The following is a 12,606-nucleotide window of genomic DNA, read 5'->3' as shown; positions in this document are numbered from 1 at the left end:
CCGTGCCAGACCAGCGGCACCTCGCGCGGGCGGTCGCCGACCTGCCCGCTGACCGCGCTGACCACCCCGGCCCGCAGCCCCGGCTCGCCGCCGGTCACCTCGACCGCGACGCCCTGCACCGCCAGGCCCTCCCGCAGCACACCGATCACCGGCTCCAGCGCCTGCGCCGGATCGCCCCGGCGCACCTCGTGGACCAGCCGCTCGGCCAGCACGCGGGGGTCGCCCACCGGGCCGTAGAGCAGGCGGTCGACGGCACGTTGCAGCACCCGGCGCAGCGGCTGGAAGAACGCGCCCGTAAGGAGGGCGGCGGCGAGCCCGGCGACCTGGTCGTACCCGGACACGACCAGGCTCGACAGCGCGGCCACACCGAAGTAGACGCCGCCGACCACGGCCAGCAGCCCCGCGGCGACGAAGGTCCGGCTGACGACCGTGTCGATGCCGTACAACCGGTAGCGCGTCACCGAGAACACGATCGCGACGGGGACGAGCGCCGCCCAGACGATCGACAGCCAGACCAGCCCGGGCACGGCCGAACCCAGGAGCGAGAACACGACGTATCCGGCGAACGCGAACAGCGGCCAGCCGATCTGCCGTCTGCCCGCCGGGTCCGCGCGGCGGAAGCGCAGCAGCAGCGACAGCGCCGCCAGAGCCAGCGACACGGCGATCGCCGTCCAGGCCAGCGTCCCGATCGCCGGCATGTACGGCGCCAGGGCCGGGATCTGCAGCGGATTGTGAACGACCGCGGGGAGCGGATAGCCCTCGAGGGGCGGGTCGGGCCGCACGAACTGGCGCGCCGTCTCGGCCCCGACGGACGCCACACCGAGCAGCACCACCGCCCGCCAGCGGGGCGAGGGCAGCCTGCCGTCCGGGGAGTACAACGGCAGCAGCGTCTCCAGCGTGATCCCGCTCACCGCCCAGCCGGCCTGCGCCGGAAATCTCAGCAACTCCGCGAGCGCGAGGTCCCCGCGCGCCATCGACGCCAGCATCGCCATCTGGCAGACGTCGTGGACGGCGGCGGCGAGCCCGCCCACGCACATCAGCCACGCCAGCGTGAGCCGGGGCCGGTACGCGATGAGGAACGCGCCGACCGCCGGGAAGGTCACCCCCGCCGGCATCAGCGGCGAGACCGTCCCCGGCACCCGCCACTGCGCCGGGAGTCCGGCGAGGATCAGCAGCGCCGCGGCCACGAGCACCGCGGACACCACAGCCATGACGACAGCGCCCGCGCGGGCTGCCCACGCCATCCCGCCCCCGCTTTCCGGCTCCCGTTCCCTGCCTGACCCCAGGGTGCCCGCGAAGCGGCGTGCGAGCCGCGTCTCCCCCGCGATTGTGGCAGGGCCGTTATCGATCGGGGAGGGCGCGCGGCCGGCGGCGGAGTCGCTGGACACCGCCGGGCGGCCTGCGGGCCGCCCGGCGGCGCACGAGAACGATCAGCTGTCGAGCAGGTCGCGGACGCCGGACATCGCCTGGATGTTGCTCAGGATCGACAGGTGGTCGACGCAGGCGAGGGTGTGGTTGTCCGCCCCGGACAGCCGGGTGCTGGTGTAGGGGATGATGATGCCGTCACAGGGCGACACCCAGGTGCCGTACCTCGCCGACCCCGGCGTCTCGTCGCCGGCGAGCGAGGTGATGTACGCCGAGCCGGGCAGCATCTCGATGCACGAGACGTAGATGGTGCAGGCACCGGCGTAGGTCGTGCCGTGGTTGGCCCCGGCCAGTGAGGCGACGTGGCCGACGTTCGCGGCCCCGCCGAGCTTCTGCAGGTACCACCGGGTCACCAGGCCGCCCATCGAGTGGTTGACGATGTCCACCTTGGACGCGCCCGTACGGGCCTTGACGTCGTCGACGAAGGCGGCCAGGCCCTGTGCGCTGATCACGTTCGACCCGGCCCAGTTGTAGTTGTAACCGAACAGCCTGCTGCCGGACCACCCGTTGGCCACCAGATACGCCTGCAGGGCGGCGAAGTTGGTGCTGTTTCCCGTGTAGCCGTGGACGAAGACGACGGGGTTGTGGGCGGCGGCCTGGGCGGGGACGCCGGGAGCGAGGAAGCCGAGCAGGGCCAGGAGGCCGAGGAGGGGGCCGACGATCCGACGCATGAGATCTCCTTGCCGTGGGGGATGACAGGAGTCTCGCGATCGGTTCGGGCCACGGCATCGGGGAAATCACCAGTCGCCGTCCCGCGTCTGCCGGCGCGGGGCGGGTCAGCCGGGGATCTTGAGCACGACGAGGGCGATGTCGTCGCGGGTCAGCCCGGACTGGAAGGCGACGGCGTCGTCCACGATCGCGTCGGCGATCCCGTCCGCCTCCAAGGCACGGGCATCGCCCAGCAGGCGGCGCAACCGCTCCTCGCCGTACAGTTCCCCGTCCCTGCGCGCCTCGACGACGCCGTCGGTGTAGAAGAGGACCGCGTCGCCGGGCGCGAGATCGACGTCGACGTCGGTCAGCCTGACGCTGGGCAGCAGGCCGAGGACGTTGCCCGGCCGCCCGATCTCGCCGACCGCCTCCCCCCGGGCCCGCAGCGGAGGCGGGTGACCGGCCAGGGAGAGCGTGAGCCGGAAGTGCGGGCCGGCGGGTGCGAGCTGGCCGTACACGGCCGTCACGAACCGGCCCGCCCGCTCGCGCAGCAGGGTCCGGTTGAGCGCGGACAGGACCGCCGAGGGGCTGGGCTCCCGGATCGGCGCGGCCCGCAGCGTGTAGCGGGCCAGGCTGGTGACGACGGCGGCCTCCACCCCCTTGCCGCACACGTCGCCGAGGGCGAGGGCCCAGCCGCCGGCGGTCTCGTACATGTCGTAGAAGTCGCCGCCCACCAGTTCGCCGTTTCCGGCCGGCCGGAACGCCCCGGCGACCTGCAGCCCCGGGACCTCCGGCAGAGCCGGCGGGATGAAGCTGCGCTGCAGCGTGCGGGCCAGCTCGCGCGCCTCGGCCTCCGACCGCTCGGCCCGCTGGCGGGCGCGCAGCAGCTCGCGCTCGTACTCCCGCCGGTCGGTCGCGGCGAAGACGCAGAAGCGGATGACCCTCGGATCGTCCCGCATCACCGCGTTGAGCAGCACCGGCAGCCGGGTGCCGTCGGCGCGGCGCACGTCGACCGCGATCTCGCGGACGACCGACTGCATCGCGAGCAGCGGGGCGAAGTGGGTCTCGTAGAAGATGCGGTCGCCGACGGCCAGCAGGTTCTGGATCCGCATGCCGCCGGTGAGCGCGCCGGGGTCGTACCCGGTGAGCTCGAGCAGCGTCCGGTTGACCCGGACGATCGTCCCGTCGGGCAGCGTGGACAGGTGGCCGCAGGGCGCGTGCTCGTAGAGATCCTCGACGTCCTCCTCGGCGAGGCTCACCTACAGGAACGCCTTGATCGCGGAGATGGTCTCCTCGGGCGCGCTCAGGTTGGGGCAGTGCCCGGTGGCCCGCATCAGCACCAGTTCGCTGCCGGGGACGTTCTCGTGGACGAACTTGCCGACCTCCACGGGGGCGATCACGTCGTCGGAGCACTGCAGGATCAGGCTGCGCACCGGCACCCGGGACAGGTCGGCCCGGTTGTCCGACATGAACGTGACGGTGGCGAACCGCCTGGCGATGTCCGGGTCGGTACGGCAGAAGCTGTTGGTCAGCTCGGCCCCCAGCTCGGGGCGGTCCGGGTTGCCCATGATGACCGGGGCCATGGCGCTGGACCAGCCGAGGTAGTTGCTGTCGAGCGACTCCAGCAGCTCCTCGATGTCGGCCGCGCTGAAGCCGCCGACGTAGCCCTCGTCGTCGATGTAGCGGGGCGAGGGCCCGACCATCACCAGCGCCCCGAACCGCGCCGGCTCCCTGATGGCCGCCAGCGCGCCGATCATGGCGCTCACCGAGTGGCCGACGAAGACGGCGTCGGTCAGGTCGAGCTCGGCGCAGATGTCCAGCACGTCCTGCGCGTAGCCCTGCAGGGAGGAGTAACGCTCCGGGGAGTAGGCCGACAGGTCGGAGTCGCCGGCCCCCACGTAGTCGAACAGGACGATCCTGTACTCGTCCTCGAAGGCGGGAGCGACCAGGCGCCACATGTTCTGGTCGCACCCGAAACCGTGGGCGAAGACCATCGGGCGGCCGTCCGGCCGGCCGGTGATTCGCACGTTGTTACGCACCATCACACTCATGACGCGCAAGCGTACAAACTAAGTCACTATCGGTGTAATCCGGGGCGGAATCCGGACGGCCGTGTACGCCGTGCCGTCGGGGGTAGGCGGCGGGAGTCCCCTACTCCCCCTGGAGGCGTGAGATCTCGTTCCCGCACGACATCGTCCGGCTGTCGTTCGGCATGGCCGCGGTCATGCCGGCTCGCGGGACGGTCGCCGACGGGGTGTGAGCCGGGGTTCCTTCCCGCGGCCGTCCTCCGGCCGCGCGGACGACACACGAAAGAAGGGAGAACGCATGACGACCGCTCGCGACATCATGACCCCCCGGGCCGAGTGCGTGAACGCGGACGAGACCGTCCTCGACGCCGCGCGGAAGATGGCGCGCCTCGGCGTGGGCTCGCTGCCGATCTGCGGCACCGACGACCGTCTCAAGGGCGTGCTGACCGACCGCGACATCGTCGTGAAGGTGCTGGCCCAGGGCAAGGACCCCAAGTCGTGCCAGGCCGGTGAGCTCGCCCAGGGCGAGGCCGTGACGATCGGCGCGGACGACGACGCGGCCGAGATCCTGAACACGATGGCCACGCACAAGGTCCGGCGGCTGCCGGTCATCGACGGCCACGAGCTGGTGGGGATCGTCGCGCTGGCCGACGTGGCCCGCGCTCTGCCCGACCGCCCGGTGGGCGACCTCGTGGACGCCATCAGCACCGACTGACGTGCGCCGCCGCACGTTTCTCCGAGCCCCGGCCCTCCCGGCCGGGGCTCCGTGCGTGCGGGGCCGTACCGCGGCCGGTGCCGGTGCGGCCCTCATCCCGCGTCGCCGTGTCCGGCCACCTGGCCAAGGGCCCTGCTGCCGGCCAGCTCCGACAGCCGCATCGTGTCGACGCCGTCGCAGACCAGCTCGGTCGAGGCGATCACGGCACGCACCGCGGCGGAGTCGTCCCCCGGCACGGCCACGGTCGCGGTCTGCAGGTACGTCCAGTCGCGCAGCGCCCGCAACGACGCGGCGGGCAGCCGCGCCGAGTACTCGATCACCAGGGCGTCGTCCTTGACGAGCAGGTGGTCGAGGCTCGCCCTGGTGGGGATGTCCTGGTCGGACGGGCTGTAGAAGGACTGGGCCGGGTGCGTCCAGGAGGTCGTCTCGCCGGGCGGCGTGCGCGGCCGCATGTCGCACGTCACCGGAGACGCCGCCGTGCCGTCCGCCGCGGATCCGGTCGCGGCCGGGGACACGGTGGAAGACGCGGCGGAGGACGCGGCGGAGCCGGCCCCGCCGCACCCGGCGCAGAACGCGAGCGACGCCACGGCGAGTGCGACCCGGGTGAGGGCCTGCCCCATCCATCCACTCCTTGTCTCGTCGGAAGGGCTCCGGCGGCCCGGACGCGGTGCGCGCCCGGGCCTCCGGGGCGGGGGTCAGCGCCTGCTGACCTTGAGGGACGCCGAACGGGAGACGATCTCGCCGGTCGGGTCGGTCACGCGGACCCGATACTCGGAGCCGGACAGCTCCGGGGTCGCCGTGACCGCGATCGCGAAGGACGTCTCGCCGGCCATCTCGGCCCACTCGGACGAGCCCGGCGACTTCACCTGCCACTGGTAGGCGACGTTGCGGCCCTCGGCGGGCGCGGCGAAGACGGCGTCCTCACCGTTGCCCACGGCCGTCGTCTTGGGCTGGGACACGATCCTCAGGTGCACGCTCTTGTCGTCGAGCACCTTCATCCACTCGACGAGCTCGTGCGCCCGGTCCACGATCGTGCTGTGGGCACGTCCGCCCAGGGCGGAGCCGGCCAGCTGACGGAACGCCTTGGCCTGCGCGAGCGCATCGGCGTAGTCCTTCACCCGGTAGGCGTCGTACGACGCGGTGAGCGCCTGGTTCAGGCCGGCGGCCAGGTCGGCGCCGACGGAACCGTCCGCAGCGCCGGCGGCGACGAGCTTGCGCAGCTCCTCGTGGCTGACGCAGTTCGCCTCGGTCTGGCCGGCGGCCCACTTCACGCCCTCGAGGATGTTCTTCTGGAACAACGGGTCGAGGGTGTTCGCCCAGTTGTGCAGCAGCGCCTGGGTGAACGCGCGCCCGCCGTCGTAGTTCTGGCACCACGAGATCGGGTGGTCGGCGCCCTCGATGCGGCCGGCGCCGGCCCCTATGCTGCCGACGTACGAGGCCTCGTTCAGCGTCTGCAGGACGTGAACCTTCTCGCGCGGCAGGAAGGTCCAGTTGTAGAGCTCGTCCACGATCTTGAGCTTCTCGGGGAACTGACGCGTGGCCGGGTTGGTGCCGTCCTCGGTCACCAGCTCGCCGATGTTGCAGGCCCCGCAGGTGTTCTGGATGCCGCCGCCGTTGGAGCCGTGGTTGTCGAACTCGCCGCCGGCCAGGCCCTTGTACCAGTCCCACTGGTGCATGGAGTCGGTGGCGCCGTGCAGGGCGACGAAGCCGCCGCCGTTGTTGATGTACTGCTTGAGGACGGCCTGCTCGTTCACCTTGACGTTGGGGTCGGCCGCGGTGGGCCGGGCCGTGGAGAACGTGTCGTTGCCGACGCTCGAGACGCCGATGACGACGTCGTATTGGGACAGGCGCTCGATGCTCTCGAAGGGGTTCGGCACCGAGACGTCGGGGCTGAGGTAGTCGTACACGTCGACGTCGAAGTTGTTGGCCCGGCCCAGGTCCTGCAGCACGGCCATGGTGAGCGGGATGTGCTCGTGCCGGAAGGCGCCCGGCTTGTTGCCGAAGGCGAGCACCCTGAACTTCGGCTTCTCGTTGCGCACGGACTCGGTCGGGAGCCGGAACGGAGCGCGTTCCATGCCGCGCGCCGCGCTCACGGTGACGCCGGTGGCCACGGCGGGGTGCTCGACCCCCCGGAGCTCCTCGACCAGGTAGGCGGCGTCCTTCACGAGGGAGTCGCGCATGTAGCCCTCGGGCACGACCTGGGCGGCCAGCGCGCCGAAGCGGGTCAGCGCGGACACGGCGGCGTCGCCGCCGGCGTCGGCCTGGGTGAGCAGCGCCTGCAGGCGGCCGCCGTTCGACGCCGAGACCTTTCCTGCGGTGACATAGCGCTGGACGAGGGCGCGCAGGTCCGCGACCGAGGTGGTGATCTCGAAGGTCAGGGTGTACTTGGCGCCGTTGCCGGCGGAGTCGCCGAGGGTGACCGCCCACGTGTGCGCGCCGACGGACAGGGTGGCCGGGTCGAGCGGCAGCGGGTAGGTCCACTTGTCGTCGACCCACATGTCCCGCACCGCCGTGCCGCCGGACCCGGGGGTGGGGTCGGTCCGCGTCGGCGTGATGGACGAGGCCGCCGCGCTGTGCGGCACCTTGCCGCCGACGACGCCCGGCCAGGCGGCGACCGGCGGTTTGGTGTCGATCCGCACGCTGATCGTCCTGGCGGCCGAGGCGTTGCCGGCGGCGTCGACCGCCACGTAGCGGACCGTGCTGTTGCGGTCGCCCGTGACGACGTAGGTGGCGGTGCCGCGGGTGCCGTTCCGGACGGCCGGGACCTCGACGGCGGCCTCCGTACCCACCGTCACGCGGAACGACGCGACGGCGTCGTCATCCGTGGCGGACAGGTTCAGCGTCACCTCGCCGTCGGTGAACCAGCCGTTGGCCCCGGTCGTGGTCGACGGGGTGTACGCGGTGTTCGTCGCGCCGTTGTAGTTCGGCTCGGCGGCCGGCGACAGCGTGGCAGCGTCGAGAACGGGCGCCGCTCCGGACTCGGCGGCGGAGGCCGCACCCGGAGAGCCGAGCACCAGGGCCGGCACCGCGAGCACGGCGGCGGCCAGAGCCGACCGCGACCGCAGCCCGGGACGTGTGCGAGAGGATCGCATGTCACTCCTCTTGTCGGGACGAAAAGCGCATCGCGCCTTGGAGCGCCGACCCCACGAGCGCCGACCCCGATGAGGCGATGATCTACGTATTAACGCGATGACTCCCGGAAGTGTGAGCCGCGTCTCGAAACTTTGTCAATGACCTGACAAACTTCCGTCTCAAAACATAAAAAGTTACTGACAGGAGTGAGATAGACCCTGCTCAAACTGTCAGTACTTCTCCCACACTCAGCAGAAGTCGCCATCCGCCCAGGAGGGAGGCCGGGCGCTCGCGCCCGGACGGGACGCGCCCTGTTTGATCCCAGTCGGGAGGGTATGGCGGCTTTGGGGCGCCTGCCCGGCGGGAGCGGGGGCGGCGCCGCGACGACAGGGCCCGCGGCACACGTGCTCGAATCCCGGGCCCGGACCCGAGACGCCGGGAGGGGTGGCGATGACCGACGACACCACCGCGGGCAAACCGCAGCGCTACGCCTTCGACTTCGACCCCCGATTCGCCCCGCTGCTGTCGGTCCTGGGCATCCGCCCGGACACCGCCGGCGTCCTGGTCGGCCCGGGCACCCTGCGGGTCCGGTTCGGGCCGTGGGTGACCGAGACCCCGCTGGCCAACGTCTCCGGGGTCGAGACGACCGGCCCCTACTCCCCGTTCCGGGCGATCGGCGTCCACGTGTCGCTCGCCGACCGGGGCCTGACGTTCGCCACCAACGCCCGCAGCGGGCTGTGCGTGCGGTTCCACGAGCCGATCCGGGGCGGCGAGCCCTTCGGGCTGCTGCGCCATCCCGGTCTCACCGTGACGGTCGCCGATCCCGCGGGACTCGCCGAGAAGCTCTCCCGACGTCTGTAGCAGCCCCCTGGAGGGAGAACCTTGATCCGCCAACTCGTACGCGGCGCGGCCGCCGGCGCGCTGTCCACCGTCACCATGAGCGCGGTGATGCTCGCCGGGCAGAAGACCGGCCTGATGCCGGGCCAGCCGCCCAAGCACATCATGAGGGCGGCCCTGCCGGGCCACCGGCACCGGCCGAAACCCGGGGAGAACGTCCTCGGCGCCGCCGCCCACCTCGGCTTCGGCACCGCCTGCGGCTCGGCGTTCGCGCTGCTCACCCGCGGGCGCGGGGCCGGCGTCCCCCTCGGCGTCGGCTACGCCCTGCTGATCTGGCTCGGCGCCTACGAGGGGTGGGTGCCGGCCCTGAACATCCTGCCGCCCGCCTCGCGCGACCCCGCGCGCGGCCGCCCGGTCGTCATGGCCGCGGCGCACGTGGTGTACGGCGCCACGCTGGCGCTCGCGGTCCGCGCCATGCGCGGAAAGGGCGGACGGAACGACGTGAAGGAGGAGAGATGACGACGACGGAACGGCCCTTGGCGCTCGTGACGGGCGCCTCCAGCGGCATCGGTTACGAGCTCGCCAGGCAGTTCGCCCAGCACGGCTTCGACGTGGTGGTCACGGCGGAGGACGAGGAGCTCACCACCGCCGCCGAGTCGCTGAAGGAGTACGGCGGGCAGGTTACGCCGGTGCGCGCCGACCTCACCCGGTACGACGAGGTGGAGCGGCTGTGGACCGCGACCGTCGCGGCCGGGCGCCCGCTGGACGCCGTCGCGATCAACGCGGGCGTCGGCGTGGGCGGCGCCTTCGCCCGCGAGACCTCGCTGGAGGCCGAGCTCAAACTCATCGAGCTCAACGTCACCTCCGCCGTGCACCTGGCCAAGCGCGCCGTGGCGGCCATGACCACCCGCGGCACGGGGAAGATCCTGTTCACGTCGTCGGTCGCCGCGCTCACGCCCGGGCCGTTCGAGGCCGTGTACGCCGCCAGCAAGGCGTTCCTCCACTCGTTCGCCGAGGCCCTGCGCGGCGAGCTGAAGGACTCGGGGGTCACCGTCACCTCGCTCCTGCCGGGACCGACCGACACCGAGTTCTTCGAGCGGGCCGGCATGGAGGACACGCGGGTGGGCTCGGGCAAGAAGGACGACCCGGCCGAGGTCGCCCGGCAGGGCTTCGACGCGCTGATGAAGGGCGACGACAAGGTCGTCGCCGGGTCCTTCGTGAACAAGGTCCAGGCCGTGGCGGGCCGCGTCACCCCGGACACGGCCAAGGCCGCCATGCACCGCCGCATGGCCGAACCCGGCAAGGGCGGCACGTCCGGCAAGGACGAGTAGGTTCCTCCGAGCGATGGGCGGCGAGGGGCGGGGACCACCCGCCCCTCGGCGTATACGGAGGTCGCCGGCAGGCCGGGCTCGCGGTGCACGGTCCTGACACCGGCGTCGGCAGCTCGGCCCGGCAGGTGTGCGCGGCGAGGTGGCCCATCGCCGTGCGGGCCTTCGGCGCGGAAATCGGCCGGCGGGGCGGTCAGCCGGCGACGTCCTTGAAGGCGACGACCCTGACGACGCGCAAGCGCACCAGGAACTCCCCCGCGACGCCGTTGCGCCTGCCGTACTCCTCGGCCCGGTCCTCCCCCATGTAGCGGCCGCCGAGCACCGTCGCCCAGTGACGCACCTCGTCGAGATCGTCCGACAGCGTCGCCTCTCCCTCGATCATCACGTACGAGTACGGCGGCCGCTGGTCGTCGACGCACAGGGCCGCGCGTGGTTCACGCCGCAGTTCGCGGGCCTTCACGCTGCTCTCGTGCGTGGTGAAAACCACGTCGTCCCCGTCGAGGGCGAACCAGATCGGGGTCACGTGCGGCCGGCCGTCCGCCCTGGTTATGGCGAGTTTGCCGGTCCTGGTGCCGCTCGTCGCGAACTCCCGCCACTCCGCCTCGGTCATCCTTTCCATGGCCCCCCAAGCTAGTGCCACTCCCCGGCCATCCGCCTCGGCGGCCGTTTCTTACGCCCTACGCACCAACGCAGTCGCTTTTCCGTAGATGTACGGATATCGCTACGGATGTTCGAGTCCCGACCATGGTTCTAACGTCGCGCACGGGCCGGTTTTCCCGGCCGGGTCGGCGAAGCGAGGAGCCACGTGACGTAGAACCCTCCTTTTCTCCCAGCCTTTCCCGCCATGGGAGAGACGTGTCCGCGCGTACCCCGCACAGCGGACATCCCCCTCCATTTCTCTCATCACCCCCCAGTTCCCACGGTGTCGGCCGCCCGGGCTCATCTCCCGGCCGCGCGACCGCCGGTGCCCGCCCACAAGGCGGGACGCCGCGTGGGAGGCAGAGAAAGGAAGACGCCCATGAGGCGCACAGCACTGCTCGCGGCGGCCGCCGCACTGGCCGTGACCGGCGTCGTGGCAGCCCCCACCGCCGCCGCCGCGAAGCCCCCGCCCGGCAGCGAGACCGCGGTGAGGTCCCTCGCCGACGATCCGGCGCAGCGGGCCGCGGCCGCGGCCGACCAGGCCGTCGCGAGCGGCCTGGACGACCTGCGTGTGTCCCCCAGCGAGACCTACCGGCGCACCGCCGTGACGGCGGGCGGCGGCATGTTCTACGTCACCTATGAGCGCGCGTACAAGGGCCTGCCCGTGGTGGGCGGCGACGCGGTCGTGGTCACCGACGCCAACGGGCGGGTGCGCGACTCGGAGGCGGCCTCCGGCGCCCTCCCCCTGGGCGTGCCGACCTCGCCGGCGGTCGCCGCCGAGACCGCCACGGCGACGGCGAAGACCGTGTTGTCGCGCGTCGACGACAGCGCCGCACCGCGCCTGGTGGTCCTGGCATGGGGCGCACAGCCCCGCCTGGCGTGGGAGGCCGTGGTCTCCGGCATCGCCGACGGCAAGCCGAGCATCCAGCACGTCTTCGTCGACGCGACGACCGGTGAGATCGCCGACTCCTACGACCAGGTGAGGGCCGGCACCGGCAACGGCTACTACTACGGCACGGTCACCATCAACACCAGCGGCTCCGGCACGTCGTACTCGATGACCGACTCCACCCGCAGCGGCCTCAGATGCGGCGGGCAGAACGGCTCGGCCTACACCGGCACCGACGACTCCTGGGGCAACGGCGGCGGGACCAACCTGGAGACCGCCTGCGTGGACGCGCTCTACGGCGTGCAGCGCGAGTGGGACATGCTGCGCGACTGGCTCGGCCGCAACGGCATCAACGGCAACGGCGGCGGCTTCCCCGCCCGCGTCGGCCTCAACCAGGTCAACGCGTACTGGAACGGCAGCTACACCAACTTCGGCCACTCGCAGGACAACGCCCGCCAGGCCACGCCGATCGACGTCGTGGCGCACGAGTTCGGCCACGCCATCTTCCAGACGACCCCGGGAAGCGCCGGCTCGGGCAACGAGAACGGCGGCCTGAACGAGGCCACAGGCGACATCTTCGGCGCGCTCACCGAGGCGTACGCCAACAACCCGAACGACCCGCCGGACTACCAGGTGGGCGAGGAGGTCAACCTCGTCGGCGACGGGCCGATCCGCTACATGTACAACCCGTCCCTCGCCGGCGACCCCAACTGCTACTCCTCCTCGATCCCGAGCACGGAGGTCCACTCCGCGGCCGGTCCGCTGAACCACTGGTTCTACCTGCTCGCCGAGGGCTCGTCCCCGGGTGGCGGCAAGCCGAGCAGCCCGATCTGCTCCGGCGGCTCCTCGGTGACCGGCATCGGCATCCAGAAGGCCGGCAAGATCTACATGGGCGCGCTGATGCGCAAGACCTCGACCTGGAAGTACGTCAACGTCAGGACCGCGTCGCTGGCGGCGGCGGTCGAGCTGTACGGCGCGAGCAGCGCCGAGTGCGCGGCCACCAAGGCGGCGTGGAGCGCCGCCGGC

Annotated in this window: 11 protein-coding genes and 1 pseudogene; 5 read left to right on the top strand and 7 right to left on the bottom strand. The window is 72.1% G+C overall.

What is annotated here, in order from left to right:
• From AB0J39_RS33350 to AB0J39_RS33335, 4 genes and pseudogenes are all read right to left on the bottom strand, one after another.
• Positions 1 to 1,211 (bottom strand): annotated as a pseudogene (locus AB0J39_RS33350) (sensor histidine kinase); the annotation flags it as partial.
• Between the two features lie 219 nt (positions 1,212 to 1,430).
• Positions 1,431 to 2,096, bottom strand: a complete 666-nt coding sequence (locus AB0J39_RS33345; RefSeq protein ID WP_363472054.1) for an alpha/beta fold hydrolase — start codon at positions 2,094 to 2,096, stop codon at positions 1,431 to 1,433.
• Positions 2,097 to 2,201: 105 nt separating this feature from the next.
• On the bottom strand, positions 2,202 to 3,332 hold the full coding sequence (locus tag AB0J39_RS33340; RefSeq protein ID WP_363472052.1) for a SpoIIE family protein phosphatase: 1,131 nt from the start codon (positions 3,330 to 3,332) through the stop codon (positions 2,202 to 2,204).
• Positions 3,333 to 4,124 carry an alpha/beta hydrolase gene (locus AB0J39_RS33335; protein WP_363472050.1) on the bottom strand — a complete coding sequence of 264 codons (792 nt, stop codon included), beginning with the start codon at positions 4,122 to 4,124 and terminating at the stop codon, positions 3,333 to 3,335.
• A gap of 274 nt (positions 4,125 to 4,398) precedes the next feature.
• Between AB0J39_RS33335 and AB0J39_RS33330 the strand changes: the two genes are divergently transcribed.
• Positions 4,399 to 4,815 carry a CBS domain-containing protein gene (locus AB0J39_RS33330; RefSeq protein ID WP_363472048.1) on the top strand — a complete coding sequence of 139 codons (417 nt, stop codon included), beginning with the start codon at positions 4,399 to 4,401 and terminating at the stop codon, positions 4,813 to 4,815.
• A gap of 92 nt (positions 4,816 to 4,907) precedes the next feature.
• Here AB0J39_RS33330 and AB0J39_RS33325 read toward each other — a convergent pair whose 3' ends face one another.
• Together AB0J39_RS33325 and AB0J39_RS33320 are read right to left on the bottom strand one after the other, a co-directional pair.
• Entirely contained in the window at positions 4,908 to 5,435 is a 528-nt protein-coding gene (locus AB0J39_RS33325) for a hypothetical protein (RefSeq protein WP_363472046.1), read from the bottom strand.
• 75 nt (positions 5,436 to 5,510) lie between these two features.
• Positions 5,511 to 7,907 (bottom strand): ThuA domain-containing protein, encoded by a 2,397-nt coding sequence (locus AB0J39_RS33320; protein WP_363472044.1) that lies wholly within the window; start codon positions 7,905 to 7,907, stop codon positions 5,511 to 5,513.
• Positions 7,908 to 8,337: 430 nt separating this feature from the next.
• Between AB0J39_RS33320 and AB0J39_RS33315 the strand changes: the two genes are divergently transcribed.
• The 3 genes from AB0J39_RS33315 to AB0J39_RS33305 are packed head-to-tail and all read left to right on the top strand — an operon-like array spanning position 8,338 to position 10,055.
• Positions 8,338 to 8,748: a hypothetical protein gene (locus tag AB0J39_RS33315; RefSeq protein ID WP_363472042.1), complete on the top strand. Its 411-nt coding sequence runs from the start codon at positions 8,338 to 8,340 to the stop codon at positions 8,746 to 8,748.
• 21 nt (positions 8,749 to 8,769) lie between these two features.
• Positions 8,770 to 9,243, top strand: a complete 474-nt coding sequence (locus AB0J39_RS33310) for a DUF6789 family protein (RefSeq protein ID WP_363472040.1) — start codon at positions 8,770 to 8,772, stop codon at positions 9,241 to 9,243.
• The gene (locus tag AB0J39_RS33305) at positions 9,240 to 10,055 is read left to right on the top strand and encodes an SDR family NAD(P)-dependent oxidoreductase (protein ID WP_363472038.1); all 816 of its coding nucleotides are present in this window, start codon (positions 9,240 to 9,242) and stop codon (positions 10,053 to 10,055) included. Before AB0J39_RS33310 ends, AB0J39_RS33305 begins: the two co-directional genes overlap by 4 nt.
• Positions 10,056 to 10,245: 190 nt before the next feature.
• Here AB0J39_RS33305 and AB0J39_RS33300 read toward each other — a convergent pair whose 3' ends face one another.
• A complete protein-coding gene (locus AB0J39_RS33300) occupies positions 10,246 to 10,671 on the bottom strand; it encodes a PPOX class F420-dependent oxidoreductase (RefSeq protein ID WP_363472036.1) in 426 nt (141 codons plus the stop codon).
• Positions 10,672 to 11,070: 399 nt separating this feature from the next.
• Here AB0J39_RS33300 and AB0J39_RS33295 point away from each other — a divergent pair.
• On the top strand, positions 11,071 to 12,606 hold a 1,536-nt coding region (locus AB0J39_RS33295), incomplete at its 3' end, for a M4 family metallopeptidase (RefSeq protein ID WP_363472034.1).

Source organism: Microbispora sp. NPDC049633, from assembly GCF_040675265.1.
GTDB classification, from domain to species: domain Bacteria; phylum Actinomycetota; class Actinomycetes; order Streptosporangiales; family Streptosporangiaceae; genus Microbispora; species Microbispora maris.
This window is presented reverse-complemented; position numbering and strand designations above follow the sequence as displayed.

Excerpts from the sequence above, each read along its gene's own strand:
- AB0J39_RS33345 (WP_363472054.1), bottom strand. The coding sequence starts at position 2,096 with ATGCGTCGGATCGTCGGCCCCCTCCTCGGCCTCCTGGCCCTGCTCGGC.
- AB0J39_RS33335 (WP_363472050.1), bottom strand. The coding sequence starts at position 4,124 with ATGAGTGTGATGGTGCGTAACAACGTGCGAATCACCGGCCGGCCGGAC.
- AB0J39_RS33330 (WP_363472048.1), top strand. The coding sequence starts at position 4,399 with ATGACGACCGCTCGCGACATCATGACCCCCCGGGCCGAGTGCGTGAAC.
- AB0J39_RS33325 (WP_363472046.1), bottom strand. The coding sequence starts at position 5,435 with ATGGGGCAGGCCCTCACCCGGGTCGCACTCGCCGTGGCGTCGCTCGCG.
- AB0J39_RS33320 (WP_363472044.1), bottom strand. The coding sequence starts at position 7,907 with ATGCGATCCTCTCGCACACGTCCCGGGCTGCGGTCGCGGTCGGCTCTG.
- AB0J39_RS33315 (WP_363472042.1), top strand. The coding sequence starts at position 8,338 with ATGACCGACGACACCACCGCGGGCAAACCGCAGCGCTACGCCTTCGAC.
- AB0J39_RS33305 (WP_363472038.1), top strand. The coding sequence starts at position 9,240 with ATGACGACGACGGAACGGCCCTTGGCGCTCGTGACGGGCGCCTCCAGC.
- AB0J39_RS33300 (WP_363472036.1), bottom strand. The coding sequence starts at position 10,671 with ATGGAAAGGATGACCGAGGCGGAGTGGCGGGAGTTCGCGACGAGCGGC.